General features: G+C 74.2%; 19 protein-coding genes and 2 pseudogenes. 14 read left to right on the forward strand and 7 right to left on the reverse strand.

Annotation, left to right across the window (positions count from 1 at the left end):
• Positions 1-84: 84 nt before the first annotated feature.
• Positions 85-2,049, reverse strand: coding sequence for an acetate--CoA ligase (gene acs, locus FHX32_RS11460; protein WP_167180886.1), 1,965 nt, complete (start codon positions 2,047-2,049; stop codon positions 85-87).
• A 354-nt stretch (positions 2,050-2,403) separates the two neighbouring features.
• On the opposite strand from acs, the gene FHX32_RS11465 reads away from it, so the two are divergent.
• Positions 2,404-3,150, forward strand: a complete 747-nt coding sequence (locus FHX32_RS11465; protein WP_167180888.1) for an oxidoreductase — start codon at positions 2,404-2,406, stop codon at positions 3,148-3,150.
• 60 nt (positions 3,151-3,210) lie between these two features.
• Here the strand turns inward: FHX32_RS11465 and FHX32_RS11470 are convergent, their stop codons facing one another.
• Positions 3,211-4,014 (reverse strand): HAD family hydrolase, encoded by an 804-nt coding sequence (locus FHX32_RS11470; protein ID WP_167180890.1) that lies wholly within the window; start codon positions 4,012-4,014, stop codon positions 3,211-3,213.
• 587 nt (positions 4,015-4,601) lie between these two features.
• Positions 4,602-4,952, reverse strand: coding sequence for a winged helix-turn-helix transcriptional regulator (locus tag FHX32_RS11475; RefSeq protein WP_167180892.1), 351 nt, complete (start codon positions 4,950-4,952; stop codon positions 4,602-4,604).
• Between the two features lie 131 nt (positions 4,953-5,083).
• On the opposite strand from FHX32_RS11475, the gene FHX32_RS11480 reads away from it, so the two are divergent.
• Entirely contained in the window at positions 5,084-5,812 is a 729-nt protein-coding gene (locus FHX32_RS11480; RefSeq protein WP_208418046.1) for an MBL fold metallo-hydrolase, read from the forward strand.
• Positions 5,813-6,107: 295 nt separating this feature from the next.
• Here the strand turns inward: FHX32_RS11480 and FHX32_RS11485 are convergent, their stop codons facing one another.
• Both FHX32_RS11485 and FHX32_RS11490 read right to left on the reverse strand, forming a co-directional pair.
• On the reverse strand, positions 6,108-6,641 hold the full coding sequence (locus FHX32_RS11485; protein WP_208418047.1) for a hypothetical protein: 534 nt from the start codon (positions 6,639-6,641) through the stop codon (positions 6,108-6,110).
• Positions 6,628-7,065, reverse strand: a complete 438-nt coding sequence (locus tag FHX32_RS11490) for a MarR family transcriptional regulator (protein WP_167180896.1) — start codon at positions 7,063-7,065, stop codon at positions 6,628-6,630. The genes FHX32_RS11485 and FHX32_RS11490 overlap by 14 nt, the downstream gene beginning before the upstream one ends.
• Before the next feature lie 149 nt (positions 7,066-7,214).
• On the opposite strand from FHX32_RS11490, the pseudogene FHX32_RS34995 reads away from it, so the two are divergent.
• The 10 genes and pseudogenes from FHX32_RS34995 to FHX32_RS11535 all read left to right on the forward strand — a co-directional run.
• Positions 7,215-7,400: pseudogene (locus FHX32_RS34995) on the forward strand (GNAT family N-acetyltransferase); the annotation flags it as partial.
• A 53-nt stretch (positions 7,401-7,453) separates the two neighbouring features.
• A complete protein-coding gene (locus tag FHX32_RS11495) occupies positions 7,454-7,954 on the forward strand; it encodes a sigma-70 family RNA polymerase sigma factor (RefSeq protein ID WP_486481002.1) in 501 nt (166 codons plus the stop codon).
• Positions 7,951-8,640 (forward strand): hypothetical protein, encoded by a 690-nt coding sequence (locus FHX32_RS11500; protein WP_167180897.1) that lies wholly within the window; start codon positions 7,951-7,953, stop codon positions 8,638-8,640. The genes FHX32_RS11495 and FHX32_RS11500 overlap by 4 nt, the downstream gene beginning before the upstream one ends.
• Positions 8,641-9,025: 385 nt before the next feature.
• Positions 9,026-10,129 carry a septum site-determining protein Ssd gene (gene ssd / locus FHX32_RS11505; RefSeq protein ID WP_167180899.1) on the forward strand — a complete coding sequence of 368 codons (1,104 nt, stop codon included), beginning with the start codon at positions 9,026-9,028 and terminating at the stop codon, positions 10,127-10,129.
• A complete protein-coding gene (locus FHX32_RS11510; RefSeq protein WP_167180901.1) occupies positions 10,126-11,337 on the forward strand; it encodes a TadA family conjugal transfer-associated ATPase in 1,212 nt (403 codons plus the stop codon). Before ssd ends, FHX32_RS11510 begins: the two co-directional genes overlap by 4 nt.
• A gap of 1,160 nt (positions 11,338-12,497) precedes the next feature.
• Positions 12,498-12,815: pseudogene (locus FHX32_RS11515) on the forward strand (hypothetical protein); the annotation flags it as partial.
• Complete coding sequence (locus FHX32_RS11520) at positions 12,815-13,597, forward strand: type II secretion system F family protein (RefSeq protein ID WP_167180902.1); 783 nt, start codon at positions 12,815-12,817, stop codon at positions 13,595-13,597. The pseudogene FHX32_RS11515 and the gene FHX32_RS11520, both read left to right, overlap by 1 nt.
• Positions 13,598-13,621: 24 nt before the next feature.
• Positions 13,622-13,789, forward strand: a complete 168-nt coding sequence (locus tag FHX32_RS11525) for a DUF4244 domain-containing protein (protein ID WP_088997060.1) — start codon at positions 13,622-13,624, stop codon at positions 13,787-13,789.
• Positions 13,786-14,154 (forward strand): TadE family type IV pilus minor pilin, encoded by a 369-nt coding sequence (locus FHX32_RS11530; RefSeq protein WP_167180904.1) that lies wholly within the window; start codon positions 13,786-13,788, stop codon positions 14,152-14,154. Before FHX32_RS11525 ends, FHX32_RS11530 begins: the two co-directional genes overlap by 4 nt.
• A 116-nt stretch (positions 14,155-14,270) precedes the next feature.
• A complete protein-coding gene (locus FHX32_RS11535) occupies positions 14,271-14,663 on the forward strand; it encodes an Rv3654c family TadE-like protein (protein WP_486481003.1) in 393 nt (130 codons plus the stop codon).
• Positions 14,664-14,776: 113 nt separating this feature from the next.
• Here the strand turns inward: FHX32_RS11535 and FHX32_RS11540 are convergent, their stop codons facing one another.
• Entirely contained in the window at positions 14,777-15,355 is a 579-nt protein-coding gene (locus FHX32_RS11540) for an LURP-one-related family protein (RefSeq protein ID WP_167180906.1), read from the reverse strand.
• A 278-nt stretch (positions 15,356-15,633) separates the two neighbouring features.
• Positions 15,634-18,030 (reverse strand): DEAD/DEAH box helicase, encoded by a 2,397-nt coding sequence (locus FHX32_RS11545; protein WP_486481004.1) that lies wholly within the window; start codon positions 18,028-18,030, stop codon positions 15,634-15,636.
• Positions 18,031-18,162: 132 nt separating this feature from the next.
• On the opposite strand from FHX32_RS11545, the gene FHX32_RS11550 reads away from it, so the two are divergent.
• A complete protein-coding gene (locus FHX32_RS11550) occupies positions 18,163-18,519 on the forward strand; it encodes an STAS domain-containing protein (protein WP_167180908.1) in 357 nt (118 codons plus the stop codon).
• Positions 18,516-18,953, forward strand: a complete 438-nt coding sequence (locus tag FHX32_RS11555; protein ID WP_167180910.1) for an ATP-binding protein — start codon at positions 18,516-18,518, stop codon at positions 18,951-18,953. Before FHX32_RS11550 ends, FHX32_RS11555 begins: the two co-directional genes overlap by 4 nt.
• The last annotated feature ends 280 nt before the right edge of the window (positions 18,954-19,233 follow it).

The raw sequence follows: 19,233 nt of genomic DNA on the forward strand, positions 1-19,233 counted from the left end.
GGACGGTCCGGTTCGTACCCGTAAGAAATGACCGAGGGTGGCGGTCCGTCCGGACCGCCACCCTCGGTTGGCGTACGCCTGTGCTCAGTCCTCGTCGGACTTGCCGGCGCCCATGCCGGAGGCGATCAGCTCCATCACCGAGGAATCCTGGAGGGTGGTGACGTCGCCCAGCGACCGGTGCTCCGCGACGTCCCGGAGCAGCCGGCGCATGATCTTCCCGGAGCGGGTCTTCGGCAGCTCGGGCACCAGCATGATCTGCCGCGGCTTGGCGATCGGGCCGAGCGTCTTCGCCACGTGGTTGCGCAGGTCGGCGATGAGTTGCTCGCCCGCGTCGCCGGAGGTGTCGATGCTGCCGCGGGGGATGGCGAAGGCGACGATCGCCTGCCCGGTGGTCGGGTCGGTCGCGCCGACCACCGCCGCCTCGGCCACCGACGGGTGCGAGACCAGCGCCGACTCCACCTCGGTGGTGGAAATGTTGTGGCCGGACACCAGCATCACGTCGTCCACCCGGCCGAGCAGCCAGATGTGCCCGTCGTCGTCCTTCTTCGCCCCGTCCCCGGCGAAGTACATGCCGTCGAACCGCGACCAGTACGTCTCGATGAACCGGTCGTCGTCGCCCCAGATGGTGCGCAGCATGGACGGCCACGGCTCGCGCAGCACCAGGTAGCCGCCGCCGCCGTTGGGCACCGCCTGGCCCTGGTCGTCCACCACGTCGGCGACGATGCCCGGCAGCGGAGTCATGGCGCTGCCCGGCTTCGCGGCGGTGACGCCGGGCAGCGGGGAGATCATGATGGCCCCGGTCTCGGTCTGCCACCAGGTGTCCACGATGGGCAGCTCGCCCCGGCCGACGTGCTGCCGGTACCAGATCCACGCCTCCGGGTTGATCGGCTCGCCGACGCTGCCGAGCAGCCGCAGCGACGACAGGTCGAAGCCGGCGGGGATGTCCTCGCCCCACTTCATCATCGTGCGGATCAGCGTCGGCGCGGTGTAGAGGATGGTCACCTGGTATTTGTCGATGATCTCCCAGAACCGGCCCTTGTGCGGGGTGTCCGGGGTGCCCTCGTACATCACCTGGGTGGCGCCGTTGGAGAGCGGACCGTAGACGATGTAGGAGTGGCCGGTGACCCAGCCGATGTCGGCGGTGCACCAGTAGACGTCGGTCTCCGGCTTCAGGTCGAACACCGCGTGGGTGGTGTACGACGTCTGGGTCAGGTAGCCGCCGGTGGTGTGCAGGATGCCCTTCGGGCGGGCCGTGGTGCCGCTGGTGTAGAGGATGAACAGCGGGTGCTCGGCGTCGAACGGCTGGGCGGCGTGCTCCGGCGAGGCCGTCTCCACCGTCTCGTGCCACCAGTGGTCCTTCTCGGACCAGGCCACGTCCTCACCGGTGCGGCGCACCACCAGCACGTGCTCCACCGACGGGCACTTGGCCACCGCGTCGTCCACGGTCGGCTTCAGCGCCGACGGCTTGCCCCGCCGGAAGCCGCCGTCGGCCGTGATCACCACCTTGGCGGTGGCGTCCTGGATCCGGTTGGTCAGCGCGTCGGCCGAGAAGCCGCCGAAGACCACGCTGTGCGTGGCGCCGATCCGGGCGCAGGCCAGCATCGCGACCGCCGCCTCCGGGATCATCGGCAGGTAGATCGCCACCCGGTCGCCGGCCGTGACGCCGAGATCGGTCAGCGCGTTCGCCGCCTGGCAGGTGAGCCGGTGCAGTTCGGCGTACGTGATGGTCCGGGTGTCGCCCGGCTCGCCCTCCCAGTGGATGGCGACCTTGTCGCCCCGGCCCGCCTCGACGTGCCGGTCCAGACAGTTGTACGCCACGTTGAGCTGGCCGCCGACGAACCACTTCGCGAACGGCGGGTTCGACCAGTCCAGCACCTGGTCCCACTGCTTCGCCCAGGTCAGCCGCCCGGCCTGCCGCTCCCAGAAGGCCAGCCGGTCGGCCTCCGCCTCGGCGTACGCGTCCGCCTTGACGTTGGCGTCGGCGGCGAGTTCGGCCGGCGGCGGGAACTGGCGCGTCTCGTTCAGCAGATTGGCCAATGCCTCGCTCATGCCGTGCTCCCTCGTCGCTCGGGTGACCTGCGTCTCGTTGCAGGAGAGGTTAGTCGGCGCCCCCGGGCGGCGGCGACCGGTCATCGGCCGGATCGCGCCGAGCGGCCCGCGACGCGCGCCGGGCGGCACGCGACGCGCCCCGGCCCGGGGTACGCGCTCCGGCGTCGGTCCGCCGGACATCCGCCGATCGCGCGGAAGGGTGTGCCGCCGGGCCGCCGCGACCGGGGAACGACCCGGACCGGGGCGGCGTGCGTGGACGCCGATTCGCCGGGCGGGCGCCCGCCGGTGGTGGTCGGGATCGCGTTCGGGTCGGGTGCGGCCCGCGACGGGCGGCCGGGTCGCTAGCGTGACGGGGTGACCACCGACCCGCTCGCCCCGCTGCTGGAGCTCGCCGACATCGCCGCCGCCGTCGAGCGGGCCCGCGAGCGCTTCGACCAGGCGCTGCGGCACCGCGCGCTGCGCCGGCACGGCGGCCAGGTCGCGGCCGAGGTCAGCCTCCGCTCCGCGGTGGCCAGCGCGGCCCTCGAGGGGTACGCCCACGACCGGGAGGCCGTCCGGGCCGGCACGGTCACCGAGCCGGTGCTGCAGGGGGCGCTGCGGGTGGCCGGGGCGCTGCCCGGGCTGAGCGAGTTGTGGCCGAAGGCGCCCCGGCAGGCGCTGGCCAAGCTGCACGTGCTCGCCGCCCGGGACGTGGTGGCCGAGGCCGAGCTGGGGCGCCCGGTGACCGACCCGGTGGTTGCCACCCGGCTGGACGGCCTGGCCGCGCTGGCCGCCGGCGGCACCAAGGTCTCCCCGCTGGTGCTGGCCGCCGTCGTGCACGGCGAACTGCTGAACCTGCGCCCGTTCGCCGGACCCTCCGGGCTGGTCGCCCGGGGAGCCGCCCGGCTGGTGCTGCTCTCCAGCGGCCTCGACCCGCGCGGCCTGCTCGCCGTCGACGTCGGCCACCAGCAGCGCGAGCCCGAGTACGTCGGCTCGGCCGGCGCCTTCGCCACCGGCACCCCGGACGGGCTGCGCTCCTGGCTGCGGCACTACATGACGGCCGTCGAGGTCGGCGCGGACCAGCTCACCGCCATCGGCGACGAGATCCTCGCCGCCGCCTGAGCGGGCCGTCGCCGCCTGGGCGGCCTCCTCCGCCCCGCCGCCGTGCTGCGGGCGTCTCGGTCAGGCGGCGGGGGCGGTGCGGGTGCGGCGGTGCCGGCCGTACCAGGCGATGCCGATGGCCACCCCGACGCCGACGCCGAGCGCCGCCGCGGCGACCGGCACGGCGGGACGCTCGCGCAGCCGCCGGCCCAGCGGGATCGGGTGCCGGAACTCCAGCACCGGCCAGGAGTTCTCCGTCGCCAGCTTGCGCAGCTGCCGGTCCGGGTTGACCGCCGTCGGGTGGCCCACGCACTCCAGCAGCGGACGGTCGCTGTACGAGTCGGAGTAGGCGTACGAGTCGGCGAGGTCGTAGCCGCGCGCGGTGGCCAGCTCGCTGACCGCGTCGACCTTGCTCGGCCCGGCGGCGTAGAACTCCACCTCGCCGCTGTAGCGGCCGTCCACCACGCCCATCCGGGTGGCGATCACGTCGGTGACCCCGAGCAGCGCGCCGATCGGCCGGACCATCTCCTCGCCGGAGGCGGAGACCAGCACGACGTCCCGGCCGGCCGCCTGGTGCTCCTCGATGAGGGCGGCGGCCTCGGCGTAGACGTATGGGTTGATCAGCTCGTGCAGTGTCTCCGCGACGATCTGGCGGACCTGCTCCACCGGCCAGCCCTTGCAGAGCGTGGCGAGGTAGTCCCTGGTCCGAGCCATGGTCTGCTCGTCGGTGCCGCCCAGCCGGAACATCAGCTGCGCGTACGCCGACTTGACCACGTCACGCCGGGTGATCAGGCCGTCCCGGTAGAACGGCCGTCCGAACGCCAGGGCACTCGACTTGGCGATGACGGTCTTGTCCAGATCGAAAAAAGCGGCGCTTCGGCCCACGGCGCGAAAGTCTAGCCCGATGGTCTATGGTCGGCGGGTGCCCGGGGTTCCGATGCCCCCTCAGACCCACGGGCCGGCCCCACCACCTCCGCGCATCGTGACGGCGGTCACACTCTGCGAACAGGATTTCGCAGGGAGTGGAGGCGACACCACTCGACGTGAGCAGGTCTGCTCAGGCAGACTTGTCGGCACAACGAGAACTCATATCTCGGACAACGCCCAGACCCTCGGCGGTTGCACCCCCCGTGACCGCTGAGTGGGTTCGGCTCGACCCCCCCGGAGCCGAACCTCACGACGACCCCCGTCTCCCCCCGACGGGGGTCGTCCCTTTCCGGATCAGATTCCGCCGCAGGTCACAGCCCGTTCCGCTGCTTGATCGGGCTGCCGTCCGAGGCCGTCCCCCGGGTCGGCGGCAGCACGCGGACGGCCGGGCTCTCGCAGGCGGCCAGGACGCGGGCTGCATAAGCGTCCGGGCGTCTGTACAACGATTGAGCGTCGTTGCCCGCCCTGCGCGGGCCCGTGACCCACCGGCGAAGGTGTATTCCCGGCCGGGCCGGTCGATGGCATCCCGGTTGGTGGTACGGCGATCAATGCTCCGGCTGCTCGCCGCCTTCGCTCCAGCTCTCCTGGTCGGCGAGTCCCCACCGCCACAGTTCCAGCAGCACGGGCCGCAGCGACTGTCCTCGCTGCGTCAGCGCGTAGCTGACGTGTTCGCCAGCGGTGGTCCTGTCGACGATGTCGTAGTCCCGGAGCGTTCGCAGCCGCTCGGCGAGCGTCTTCGCACTGATCGGGCCGACTGCCGCACGGATCTGCGAGAACCGCCGTGGTCCGCCGAGCAGCGCTCGAATGATCATGGCGTTCCATTTCCCGCCGACGATGTCGAGCGTCCTCGACAGCGGGCACGCGCCGGCGACGAGGTCCGGCGACGTCCAGTGCATCTCGACTCCTCCGGTTACTTGAAAGAAACCGACGCCGGTGGGCGAGTATGCCGGCGGCCCGACCGCGGCCAAGGAGAGGAGCCGGCGACATGGACAGCATGGTGCAGGTGACGTCGATCGGGGGACCGACGGTGCTGATCGAGGTGGGCGGGGCGCGCCTGCTCACCGATCCGACGTTCGACCCGGCCGGATCGAGCTACTCGCTGGGACCGGTGAGGTTGGGAAAGCTGGCGGGTCCGGCACTCGCCGCGGAGGCGTTGGGGCGCGTCGACGCGGTGCTGCTCAGCCATGATCAGCATCCGGACAACCTGGACGGCACCGGCCGCGAGTTCCTGCGAACGGTGCCGATGGTGCTCACCACGCACGCGGCGGCCGCCCGGCTGGGTGGTGCGGCCGTCGGGCTGTCGCCGGGCGAGCGTTCTGCGGTGCGGGGAGCCGGCGGAAGCGTCACGGTGACCGGCGTCTCGGCCCAGCACGGGCCGCCCCGGCTGTCGTCCGTGCTGGGTCCCGTGACGGGCTTCCAGGTCCAGCCGGACGGCGTCCAAGAGTCGATCTACGTCTCGGGCGACACCGTGGAGGTCGACAACGTCCCGGAGGTCCCGGTCGGCCTGGCCGTCCTGCACGGCGGAGCGGCCCACCTGTCGGCATTCGGCGACGCGGGGTTGTCGTTCACCGCGGCGGACCTGGTCGTGGTGGCGAGGCGGCTCGGTGACTGCCCGGTGGTGGTGGTTCATCACGAAGGGTGGGACCACTTCGGCGAGGGGCCGGCCGCTGTCGCGGCGGCGTTCACTGAGGCCGGCATCGCAGAGCGCCTCGTGTCGCTCACGCCCGGGGCAACGGCCGGCTTTCGGCTGAGCTGAGCCGGTACCCGCTGGCCGCTCCCACCCGGCGGACTCCACGCCCGGGCTTCGAAGGCACTTCCGCCGCCGGTCCTCGGGGCCGTCCGAAGGCGTGCGAGTACCCGAGCGCTTGGCCGCCATCGAGCGCCCATCTTCGTTGCCCGGCATGGTTCGCTCGATCTGAGCGGGCATCCAATGTCTCCTCGCTGGTCACCCCGGAACGCTGCCCGGCGTCGACCTCGGCTTGGCAGACCCACTTACGCAGCGTCTCAGCCGACCCGAGCCCCAGCTCCGCGTGGCCGCGCCGGACTGGTGCTCAGCGGGTGGCGTGCTGGCCGTGATCGCTGACCTGGGCGTCGAACCAGTGGTGCAGGGCGTCGCGGAGGTCGGTGTCGCTGGTGGTGTAGGTGACACGTGCCCCGGCGGGGCTGGTCACGTAGTCGATGGTGATTCGCCCGCCGTGCCCGCGCAGCGCTTCGAGGCCGGGCATCTCGTTGCCGTGGATGCGGCCGGGGTCAGTGAAGTCGCCGCGGCGGAAGCGTTCCACCTCCTCCGTCAGGTGCTGCCGGATGAGGGTGATCTGAGTGGCGTCCTGCGGGTCATCGGCGACGACGGTTTGCACGCCGCCGGTGGCGGTCTTGGTGAACTGATGCGTGGTGCGGTCCAGGTCGAAGGGCATGACGGACGCACCCCGCTGCGCGACCTCGGCCTGTCGGCTCGAGCTCGCCGGTGTCGGCGTCGGCATTGACGGCGGTGTGTCGTCGACGCAGCCGCTGCTCAGCGCGGCGGCTGTGGTGGCGGCCACCAGAAGCAGGGCTTGACGGGCCTTTGCGCGGTCAAGACGGGTCAACAGTGGCCTCCGCAAGGGTTTGGAGTGCGCGTACCACGGCGGCGCGCTCGTTGTCGGGGATGCGATCGAGTAGGGCGGTGAGCCGGTCCCGGCGGGCGTCGGCCTGCCGAGCGGCTGCGGTCGCGCCGGCGTCGGTGAGCACGAGCAGGACGCCGCGGCCGTCGCCGTCGGCGGCCTCGCGGTGTACCCAGCCGCGGCTGACGAGGTTGGTGACGAGGCGGCTGACGGTGCTTTTCTCCAGCCGCAGCCGGCGGGCCAGCTCCACCTGACGGAGCTGCCCGCCTCGGGCGATTTCCACCATGGCGTGGGCCTCGGAGACCGGCAGAGGCTGCCCGCACGGGGTGCGGTCGGGCTGGTGGAGGCCGAAGTTGCGGACGAACCGCATCAGGGCTTCCTGGGCTGCGTCCACCTCGCCGTGCTGCATGGTTCGACCGTACAACCAAATGGTTGGACGATACAACCATTTGAGGTTTAGCGTGGCTGACCGGCGTCGACGTAGGCCGATCGCCGATGGTGAACCCGCATGGAAAAAGTCCTGGCCGGACGGTCAGGCGCTGCCGCTGAGACATGGGTATGACAAGAGCGAGCGACCGTTACGTGATCAGGGCGGGGCGAGCCCGCGACGTCGTCGAGCTCGCCCGCCTGCACGCGTCGGCCCAGCTTCAGGCGGTGACCGGCGGGCAACCGCACCCCGGCATCGCTGCCTGGGTCGAAGACCTGCTGGATGCTCATCCCTCGGTCGTACCCGACGACTTCCTGGGGTCGGAACCATGATGGGTAAATGCGGCGCGCCCGTCAGACGTGGATGAGGCGTGGAACAGGGCCAGATGGAGTTCGCCGAGTTTTACCGAACCAGTAGGGACGACTGCCTGCGTGCGGTGCTCGCGGTAGTCGGCGGGGACACCCAACTCGCCGAGGACCTGGTGGCCGAGGCTTTTGCCAGGGCCTTCACGCGCTGGAGGGAGGTCTCGCGACACCCGGCGCCGGCGGCTTGGGTGGTCCGGACCGCGCTCAACACGCGAGTGTCCTGGTGGCGCAAGCGCCGGCGCGAGGTGCCGCTGGCCGCGCACGACGACGGCCCGTGGACGTGGCCCGCCGACGGTGGCATCGACGCGAACCTGCTGGATGCGGTACGCCGCCTGTCTCGCCGGCAGCGGGAGGTGCTGGCGCTGCGGGTGTTCCTGGACCTGGACGCCCAACAGACGGCCCGGGTGCTGGGGATCTCCGCGAACACCGTGTCCGTGCACCTGTTCCGCGCTGTCGCGCAGTTGCGCGAGCAGCTTTCCGTCGACGTACCGGAGATGTCCAGATGAACGACGAGATTCTTGAATCGGTGCGGGAAGGTTTCGCGCCGGTGCACATGGACCGTCCGCTGGAGGCGATCGAGGCCCGAGGGCACGCATACCGGCGTAACCGAAGGCTGACGGGCCTGACCGGGATGGGCCTGGCGGTGGGCCTCGGTGTCGCGCTGGTCCTGCCTACGACGGACCTCGGCGGGCACCGGGACGACAATGTCGCGGAGACAGGGGTGTCCACCCCGCAGCCCGGTCAGCGTATGGAGCACGTCTCCTTCACGCTGACCAGCGCGGCCGACGGCAGAGTGACGGTCACCTTCAAGGAGGCGGCTGCGGACCCGAAGGCGCTGGAGAAGGCTCTGGCCGACGCGGGCATCCCGGCGGTGATCCGGGTAAACGAGTGGTGCGAATCGGGACTCGCACCAACGCCCCGTTCCGACCGTGGCGCCGAGCCGACCCCCCAGCCGCGGGCGACCAGCGACGCCAGGCGGATGCCCAGCGACCTCGTCCACATGCAAGGGGGCGATGGAACCGGCCCGACGACCGTAACCATTGACGGCGCGGCTTTGCCCGAGACCGTCACCCTCAACCTCAGCCTGTTCGTCGGTGACGCAACGGTCGTGCATGGGCTGGGATACGTGCTCTCCGTAACGGGTTCTCCGGTGACCTGCCAAACGTGGTCCATCTCCAAGGCGACGCGATAGTCGCAGCTGACGACGGCAGGGCGGTCAGCCGCCCTGCCGCTGAGCTCGTCAGGCGCAATCTCCGCCCGCTCGGCCAGAGCGAGCACGGCCCCGCACGGGCGGCTCTCGCCGGCGGCGAGCCTGCCCTCGAGGCGTGCGCAGCCCTCGCATCGTCGCCTCGACATCCATGCGGACCGTGATGCGCTTGTCGTTGGGCGAGCCCGACGGCCGCAGCCGGCTGACGGCGAGCCGGACCTGCCGCCACGCATAGCAGATCCACCGCGTCGGCGGGCGTTGTCCACAGGGCGTCGCGTTGTCCACAGGCGGCCGCGAGGGGCCGGCGGAGGGGAGCGGATCGGCAGCAGAGTCTCCGGTCAGCAACCCCAGCCGACCGTTGGAGGCCGCGATGCCACCCCGTACCTCCGTCTCAGCGCAGCGGCGCCTGCCGCTGGTCGTCACCTCGGACGGTGAACTCCTCGACGACCTGCTCCGGCTCGCCGCGGCGGGCGACGTCGAGGTGGAACTCGCCGCCGACCCGGCCGCCGCCCGGACCCGCTGGCTCCCCGCGCCGCTGGTGCTGGTCGGCTGCGACCAGGCGCAGCCCTGCCTGCGGGCACGGCTGCCGCAGCGGCCCCGGCTGGTCCTGGTGGGCCGGTCCGGCGAGCTCGACCCCGGTTGGCAGGTCGCCGAGCTGATCGGCGCCGAGCACGTCGCCACCCTGCCCGCCGCCGAGCCGTGGCTGGTCGATCGGTTCGCCGAGTGCGGCCCCGATCGGGCCGGCAACGGCGAGGTGCGGGTCATCGCGGTGCTGGGCGGGCGCGGCGGCGCCGGCGCGAGCATCCTCGCCGGCGGGTTGGCGGTCACCGCCGCCCGGGCCCGGCTGCGCACCCTGCTGGTGGACGCCGATCCGCTCGGCGGCGGGCTCGACCTGGTCCTCGGTTGGGAGCAGTTGGAGGGACTGCGTTGGCCGGCGCTCACCGACGCGGACGGCCGGGTCGACGCCCCGGCACTGGTGCGGTCGCTGCCCAGCCGGGGCGACCTGGTGGTGCTCTCCTGGGACCGGGGAGATCTGCTGACCATCCCCGTGTCGGCGATGGCGGCCACCGTGGACGCCGCCCGGCGTGGCCGCGACTTCGTGGTCGTCGACCTCCCCCGCCACCTGGACGACGCGGCGGTCACCGCGCTCCAGGCGGCCGACCAGGTGTTCGTCGTCGTGCCCGCCGAACTGCGGGCCACCGCGGCCGCGGCCCGCGTGGTGTCCGCCGCCGCCGCGCACTGCACCGACCTGTCGGTCATCGTCCGCGGTCCGGCGCCGGGCCGGCTCCGGGCGGCCGAGGTGGCCCGGGCGCTCGGCTTGCCGCTGGCCGGCACGCTGCGTCCTGAGCCGGGACTCTGCCGAGGCCTCGAACGGGGCGAGGCGCCGGCGGCCAGCGGCCGTGGACCGCTGGCCGCGCTCTGCCAACGGATCGTCGCCGACGTGGCCGGCGTGCCCGTGCCGGGTGCGGCGTGAGCGGGCCGGCCGACGGCGACAGCCTCGCCGCCCGGGTCCGGCAACGGATCGCGGCCACGGCCGCCCCGATCACCCCGGCGGCGATCGTCTCCGCGGTACGGGCCGAGCCGGGTGCCGCCGTCCTCGGCGACAACGCGGTGCTGCGGATGGCCGACCGGGTGCGCGACGACCTGGTCGGCGCCGGTCCGCTCGCGCCGCTGCTGGCCGATCCGGAGGTGACCGACGTGCTGGTCAACGGCACCCGGGTCTGGGTCGACCGGGGGCAGGGCCTGCACCAGGTCGCGGTACCGGTCGGCTCGGTCGACGACGTACGCCGGCTCGCCCAGCGGCTCACCGCCGGTGCCGGCCGGCGGCTGGACGACGGCTCCCCGTACGCGGACGCCCGGCTCGCCGACGGCACGCGGCTGCACGCGGTGTTGCCACCGGTGGCGACCGACGGGCCGTACCTGTCGCTGCGAACCTTCCGGCAGCGACCGTTCACCCTCGACGAACTGGTGCGCCAGGGCACCGTGCCACGGCCGGTGGCGCCGGTGCTCGCCGCCGTCGTCGAGGCCCGGCTGGCGTACCTGGTCACCGGGGGCACCGGATCGGGGAAAACCACCCTGCTGAACACGCTGCTCGGTCTGGTGCCCGCGACCGAGCGGATCGTGCTGGTCGAGGACGCCGCCGAGTTGCACCCGGTGCACCCGCACGTGGTGGGGCTCCAGGCCCGCACGGCCAACGTGGAGGGCTCGGGCGCGGTGGGGCTGACCGATCTGGTCCGGCAGGCGCTGCGGATGCGACCGGACCGGCTGGTGGTCGGCGAGTGCCGGGGCGGGGAGGTGGTGGACCTGCTCGCCGCCCTGAACACCGGCCACGACGGCGGAGCCGGGACGCTGCACGCCAACGCGCCGTCGGACGTACCGGCCCGGCTGGAGGCGCTCGGCCTGCTCGGCGGGCTGCCCCGCGCCGCGCTGCACGCCCAGGTGGCTGCCGCCCTCCAGGTGGTGCTGCAGGTCCGGCGCAACTCCGGCCGGCGGGTGCTGGAGTCGATCTGCCTGCTGCTTCCCGAGGGCCCGGAACGGCTGGTCACCGCGGTCCCGGCCTGGGTACGCGGACGCGGGCTCGGCCTGGCCGCCCGGCCGCTCGGGGCGCTGCTGCGGGAGCGCGGCGTCGCGCTGCCGCCGATCCTCTGCGAGCCCTGGCCCGGATCGGCGGGACCGGCATGAGCGCCGGCTACTGGACGCTGGTGGCGCTGCTGGGCGCGGGCGCCGTGCCACTCGCCGGGCTGCTACGGCGTTCCCGGCTCGGCCGCCGCGCCCTGGTCACCGCGGATCGCCCGACCACGGCGGGGCCGGACGATCCGTTGCTGGACTGGGTGGCGGAGCTGCGTGGCCCGACCGGCGGGATCGACGGCGGCACTCCGGTGCGCCGTGAGCTGCCGGCATTGCCTGCCCGGCACGTGGCCCGCCGTACGGCGCTGGCCCGCCCGGCCGGCGCGCTCGCGGCGCCGTCCCCACCGGCCGCCGGTCCCACGTCGGTGGCCGGGCGTCCGATCGGCTCGCCGCGGCCGCCCGGTCGCCGGGATCCCCGCCGGCCGGCCGGGCCGGTCGGGCCGCCGACCGCGACAGCCCCGGTGCAACGGCGGCCGGAAGCCTCCACCAACCCGTCCCGGCAGGCCGGTGCCGGATGGCGTCGGGTCGAAGCGGTGGTCGTCGCCGCCCCGAGACGCACCCTGCTGCTGGCGGGACTGGCTGGTGCCGGCTCGGGCGTGCTGCTCGGCGGTCCGGTGGCGGGGGTGGCCCTGGCCGGATACGGGTGGCTGGGCGCCCGCGCCCTGGTCCGGCGGCAGGCGGCGCGGCGGGCGGACCGGCTCCGTCGCGAGCGCCTGGACCAGCTCTGCGGCCTCGCCGCCGACCTGCGCGCGGGGCTGCCCGTGCTGGTGGCGGCCGACCGCCTGGGACTGACCGCCGCCGGTCAGACCGCCGACACTCCGCTCCGGGCGCGCACCGGCGCGGGTGGCGGCCCGGCTTCGGCACCGGCGGGCGAGGTGCTCCCCGTCGCGTCGGCCCTTCCACTCGCCGGCGGGCCCGCCGCTGAGTCAGGGCAGCTGGCGCGAAACCGCGTCGGCCCAGGCGCCGGAGGCCCGCTCCGGCCGGCGAGCGGCGGTAGTGAGCCGGTTCCGTCCCGGCCGGTCCCGAGTGCACCGGCCCGGCCGGTCAACGGGTCGGAGTTGGCATCGATCGTCGACGTGCCGGGCGATCCGGGCTCCTGCGTGCCGGTGGGCGAGCCGGCGGAGGTCGAGTGGCGGCGGGACGGGCCGGGCCGGCGGCGTTCCCGGTCCGGTGTGCAGCCGGGTGAGCCGGACCGCCTGCTGCGGCTGGCGCTCGCCGCCGTACGGCTCGCGGACCGGACGGGCGCGCCGCTGGCCGAACTGGTGGAGCGGATCGAGGCCGACGCCCGCTCGACCGACCGTGGCCTGGCCGCGGCGACGGCGCAGGCGGCCGGGGCGCGGGCGACCGCGTGGCTGCTGGCCGCGTTGCCGCTCGGCGGCGTCGGCCTCGGCTACGGCATCGGCGTGGACCCGGTCGCCGTGCTGCTGCACACCCCGATCGGCGGCGCCTGCGCCGTCGCCGCGATCGTGCTCCAGATCACCGGGCTGCTCTGGACCGAGCGGCTCGGCGGGATGCCGGGGCGGGCCGGGTGATGTCCCGGACGGTCCTGGCGGCGGGCTGCCTGACCGCAGCGGCCCTGCTCGCCGCGACGGCCGGGGCCGGGCGCCGGCCACGGCACCGGCTGCGCGAGCTGAACTCCGCTCCGCCCGGTCCGGGGCGGCCGGCCGCCGACCTGCCCGCCAGCGCGGACGACGGCGAAGGTGCGCGTGGGGCGGGCCGGCGGCCGGATGCGCTCCGGCTCGCGGCGGGGCTGGGCGGCGTGGCGGTCGCCGTGGTCATCGGCGGCTGGCCGGGGCTGCTCGCGGCACCGCCCACGGCGATCCTGCTCGACCGGGTGTTGCGCCGGATCGAGCCGCCCGCCGTACGGAAGCGCCGGCTGCGGGAGGCCGCCGACCTGCCCCTCGCCGCCGACCTGCTGGCCGCCGCGATGCGGGCGGGCGCGCCGGTCGACCGGTCGGTGCTGGCGGTGGCCGAGGCGCTCGACGGTCCCCTCGCGCAGCGGCTGGGCCGGGTCGGTCGCACGCTGCTGCTCGGTGGTGCTCCCGAGGAGGCGTGGTCCCAGCTCGGGCCGGTGCCGGGCGCGGAGCGGCTGACCGCGGCGGCGATGCGCTCGTCACACAGCGGAGCCGCGCTGGCCGGGGCGCTCACGCGGCTGGCCGACGACCTGCGGGCCGACCGGGCCACCGCGGCGGAGGCGTCGGTCCGCCGGGCCGGGGTGCTCGTCGTGCTGCCCCTCGGGCTCTGCTTCCTGCCGGCCTTCATTCTCGCCGGCCTGGTGCCGGTGATCGTCGCCGTCCTCGGCGACGTGCTCTGAGATCCCTAGAGAAAGGACCAGCACGTGCGCAAACTCTTCGCCCGCCTGCGCGGGGACGCCGGAATGAACACCGCCGAGTACGCCGTCGGCACGCTCGCCGCGGTCGCCTTCGCCGGCATCCTGCTGAAGGTGCTCACCTCGGGCAACGTGCAGTCGGCGCTGACCGCCGTCATCGACCGGGCGCTCAAGTGACCCGGCGCCGGCGGGCCGGCCACGACCGGGGGTCCTTCACCGCCGAACTGGCGGCCGGCCTGCCGGCGCTGGTCCTGCTCCTGCTCGCCGGACTGACCGCCGTCAACGCGGTCAGCACGAAGGCGGGCTGCCTGGACGCGGCCCGGGAGGCGGCACTCGCCGCCTCCCGGGGCGACGACGGAACGGCCGCCGGCCGCCACGCCGCTCCGCCGGGTGCCGAGGTGTCGGTGGCGCTCGACGGCGGGCGGGTACGCGCGACGGTCCGGGCCCCGGTCCGCGCCCTCGGCGCGCGGCTGCCCAGGATCACCGTGGTCGGCACGGCGGTCGCCGCCGTCGAACCGGGCACGCCGGGTCCGCGGCCGTGACCACCGCCGGCAACGCTCGCCCACGGGCCGCCCCCGGCGCCGTCGCTCGGCGGGCTGCTCGTGCCGAGGAGGTCCCCGGTATCCGCCGGCGGGGAGCTGGACGCTCAGCGACCCGCGTGTCCGCCCGTCGCCGGGTTCGGCTGCGGGGTCGGACCGCCGACCGGGCCGGCGATCGGGGCGGGGCAACGATCTGCCTGCTCGCCGTCGGGCTGGTGTTCGTGGTGGTCGGCCTGTTCGGCGCGGCGGTGGCCAGCGCCCGGGCGGCCCGGCAGCAGGCCCGGGTGGCGGCCGACTTCGCCGCGCTCGGCGGCGCGGGCCAGGCGCTCGACGGGGCAGTGGCGGCCTGCGGACGGGCGGCCGAGATCGCCGCCGCCAACGGCGGGCGCCTGGTCGGTTGCCGGCTCGACGGCCTGGACGTCCTGGTCACGGCGGAGGTGACCGTCGCGCCGCTACCGGGCCTGACCCGTGTCGCCAGGGTCAGCGCACGAGCCGGGCCGGTACGAGGGTGACCGGCGAGTCGGGCCGGTCGGCTCGTGCCGGGCGACTCGCCGGGGTCCGCGCAGCTCAGACCGGGTGGTGCCCGGGGCGGGTCAGCGACTGCCCGCGCCCCGGGCGCCGGGCGTCAGCGGGCCTGGAGGGCGTCGAGCGCGACGGCCATCGCGATGACCAGCCGGCGGTCGATCTGCGGGTGCTGGATCTCGACCACGTACCGGTCGCGCAGGCCCCACTTCTTCACCACCGTGAAGACCGGCTGGCCGTTCGCGGTGAAGTCGAAGTGGTACGGCAGCCAGGACAGCGAGTCGACGAAGCGTCGCAGCAGCGCCACCGGCAGGCTCCGCTCCTGGCCGGTGACCTGCGGCAGTCCGTTCTGCTCCACGTGCCAGGTGGAGCGGAGCAGCGACTGGGCGAAGTCCTTGCGAAACGTGCCGATCGGTGTGCCGGCGGCGTCCGTCACGTCGTACGTGGCGCCGAGGTCGAGGCGCTGGCGGGCCTTGAACCCGAGCAGCGGCTGCTGCTTCGAGTCGTCCGTGTAGATGGTCACCTGCTCCTTGAAGGCGAGCCGCTTCTGCTGGGCGAACGCCAGCAGGCCGCCCTCGGAGCCGTCCGGCGCCACGGCGTGGACCTCGTACTGGTTGACCATCATCCGCACCCGTTGGCGGATGTGGAACTGCTGCTGGGCCTGCAGGTTGTCGGGCTGCATCATGTCTCCTCACCGATAATCCGCCGGAGTCTCGCACAGCCCGGTCGCCTCCGCCGCCCGGAACCGCGACAGCCGACCGAGGAAACGGAGGTCAGCAGCCGCCGTCCACGGTGGCGCGCAACGCCCAACTGTTGAGCACCTGGTGGATGCCGCGGAGCCGCTCGTTGATCTGCTCCAGCCGCTCCGCCTGGGCCAGCGCGGCGAGCGCGGCGCCGAGCGCTATCTGCTGGTCGCGCTCCCAAGTAGTGCCCCGCCAACGGCGGGTTCATGCCACCGGTTCAGGACGGCAGGTTGGCCAGCACCACGTCGAGCACCCGGATCGCGTCCGGCTTGGACAGCGGGTTGTTGCCGTTGCCGCACTTCGGCGACTGGACGCAGGACGGGCAGCCCGCCTCGCAGCCACACTCCGCGATCGCGTCCCGGGTGGCCCGCAGCCAGGCCGCCGCCGTGCCGTACGCCCGCTCGGCGAAACCCGCCCCGCCCGGGTGGCCGTCGTAGACGAAGACGGTCGGCGCCTCGGTGTCCGGGTGCACCGCGGTGGAGAGCCCGCCGATGTCCCACCGGTCGCAGGTCGCCATCAGCGGCAGCAGCCCGATCGCGGCGTGCTCGGCGGCGTGCAGCGCCCCCGGCACCTCGGCCGGCTCCACCCCGGCCCCGACCAGCGACTCCGGCGACAGGGTGAACCAGACCGCGACGGTGCGCAGTTCCCGGGCGGGCAGGTCCAGCGGTCGGGTGTCGATCACCTCGCCGGTGGCGATCCGGCGCCGCTGGTAGGAGACCACCTGGCTGGTCACGTCCACCTCGCCGAGGAAGAGCCCCACCGGCCCGGCGTCGACGTAGGAGCGGACGCTCACCACCGACAGCGAGGTCACGTCACGGGCGTGGGTGGACCAGTCCGGCTCCTCCGGGTGCACCAGCGCGCACCCGTCGGCCAGGTCCAGCTCGTCCACCACGTACGAGACGCCCTGATGCAGGTAGACCGCGCCGGGGTGGAGCAGGAAGTGCGACGAGCCGCCGTCGACGGTGCCGAGCAGCCGCCCGGTCGCCGACTCCACCACGCAGACCGGAGCGCCGCCCTCGCCGCGCAGGTCCACCTCGGGGCGCTCCCGGTGCCGCCAGTACCAGCCGGTCGGGCGCTGCCGCAGCGCTCCCGCCTCGACCAGCGCGTCCACCGCCTCCTTCGCCCCGTCGCCGAAGAGCGCCAGGTCGGCCGGGGTCAGCGGGGCCTCGACCGCCGCGCAGGCCAGCTGCGGCCCGAGCACGTACGGGTTGGCCGGGTCGAGCACGGTGGCCTCCACCGGCGCACCGAACACCGCCTCCGGATGGTGCACCAGGTAGGTGTCCAGCGGGTCGTCCCGGGCCACCAGCACGGCGAGCGCCTCCAGCCCGGAGCGCCCCGCCCGCCCGGCCTGCTGCCACAGCGAGGCCCGGGTGCCCGGGTAACCGCAGATCAGCACCGCGTCCAGGCCGATCAGGTCGACGCCCAGCTCCAGCGCGTTGGTCGAGGCCAGCCCGAGCAGTTCGCCGTGCAGCAGCGCCCGTTCCAGTTCCCGCCGCTCCTCGCGCAGGTAGCCGGCCCGGTAGGCGGCCACCCGGTCGCCGAGCCCCGGCACCGCCTCGTCCAGCGCCCGGCGCGCGTTGGCCGCCACCACCTCGGCGCCCCGGCGGGACCGGACGAAGGCGAGCGTGCGGACCCCCTCGGCAACCGTGTCGGCGAGCAGGTCCGCGGTCTCCCGCAGCGCCGACCGGCGGACCGGCGCGAGGTCCACCGCGTCGGACGAGGTGTCGGCCGAGGGCAGCAGCGGCGGCTCCCAGAGCGCGAAGGTCACCCCGCCGCGCGGCGAGGTGTCCTCGGTGACGGCGGCCACCGGCAGGCCGGTGAGCCGCCCGGCCGCCGTCGCCGGGTCGCCCGCCGTCGCCGAGGCCAGCACGAAGACGGGCGTACGTCCGTAGCGCGCGCACTGGCGCCGCAGCCGGCGTAGCACGTGCGCGACGTGCGAGCCGAACACGCCGCGGTAGGTGTGGCACTCGTCGACCACCACGTACGCCAGCCGGCGCAGGAACCCGGACCACTGGGCGTGCCCGGGCAGGATGCCGTGGTGCAGCATGTCCGGGTTGGTCAGTACGAACCGGGAGTGCCGCCGGATCCACTCCCGCTCGGCGCGCGGCGTGTCCCCGTCGTAGCAGGCGGGGCGTACCCCCGCCAGCTCCAACTCGGCGACGGCGCGCAGCTGGTCGGCGGCGAGCGCCTTGGTCGGCGCCAGGTAGAGCACGGTGGCCCGGGGGTCGGCGAGCAGCGCCGAGAGCGCGGGCAGCTGGTACGCCATCGATTTGCCGGACGCGGTGCCGGTGGCCACCACCACGTGCTGGCCGTCGTACGCCAGGGTGGCCGCCTCGGCCTGGTGCCGCCACGGCGCGATCACGCCGCGGCGGGCGAACGCCGCGCGCAGGTCCGCCGGGACCCACTCCGGCCACGGCGCGGGCACGCCCGGCCGGGCCGGCACCCGCTCGACGTGGGTGACCGGGTCGGCCGGATGCCGACCGCGCAGCCGCCCGAGCAGCTCAACCGGCGCTGGCCCGACCCCAGCGGATACGGTGCCTGCGGTCGACGGCTTCAGGTCGGGGCGCGGCGTCAGACGGGCCGAGCTGAAGCTGTCGGTGGTCACGACCTGCACTCTCGCACTGGTGTTCGGAAATGAAAAGCCGGCGGGACGGGTAAGGGGAGGCTTCGCCGGTGAGCCGTCGGGCCGCACCGGCGGTAGTGGTTAGATGCCCAGGAGAGTTTACGGCTCTTGCGAGGAGGACCGATGGAGCTGTCGCTGGCGACCCGCACCGTGGGGGAGCACACGGTGCTCGAGGTCGGCGGTGAGGTGGACGTCTACACCGCCCCCCGGCTGCGCGAGCGGCTCCTCGAACTGATCGACGGCGGGGCCCGCCACGTGGTGGTGGACCTCGGCCGGGTGGACTTCCTCGACTCCACCGGGCTGGGCGTGCTGGTCGGCGCGCTCAAGCGGCTGCGCTCGGCCAGCGGTTCGTTCGCGCTGGTCTGCGACAAGGAGCCGCTGCTCAAGATCTTCCGGATCACCGCGCTCGACCAGGTCTTCCCGCTGCACCCCACGGTCGACGCCGCGGTGGCCGCGGGACCGACCGGCGCCGGCGCGTGATGGCCACGGTCCGGCTCTCGTTCTCGCCGGCTCCGGTGCACGTCCGCACCGCCCGCCTGGTCGGCGTCGCGGTCGCCCGGCGGGCCGGGGTACGCGAGGACCTGCTCGACGAGGTGCGCCTGGCGATCGGTGAGGCGTGCACCCGGGCGGTCGCCCTGCACCGCCAGTACGGGCTGGCCGACCCGGTGCTGGTGGAGATGTCCGACGCCGGCCAGTACGCCGTGCGGGTGATCGACCGCGCGCCGATCGAGGCCGGCATCGGGCTGGCCGCGCTGCCGCCGGACGAGCTGGCCGACGAGGCGCTCACCGACGAGGCGCTCACCACCGGCGTCGGCTTTGCGCTGCTCGCCGGTTTCGTCGAGGACCTCCAGGTACGCCCGGTCGACGAGGGCATCGGCACCGAGGTCCGGATGGTCTGGCCCGTCGGCCGCTGACCTGCTCATTCGCCGCTCCAGGCCGCGTCCCCCACCTCGGGGCGCGGCCTGTCTGGCATGGACCCGCTCCTATATCAGATTTCGGTTCATAACACAGCGACGAAGATCATCGAGGGAGGGTGCCCCCTCGGTGTGACCTCCGACACGGCAGAGGGCTACAGTACGCGGGTTGTCAGCAAGTGATCCATCCCGCAGCCAGCGGGAACGGGTGTTCATCGCTGGTCCGCCGGGGTGGGTTGGCGCGCGCTTGCGAGTCCGCATCCAGGCGCCGGTCGGTGCG

This window comes from Micromonospora sp. CNZ280 (assembly GCF_011759515.1).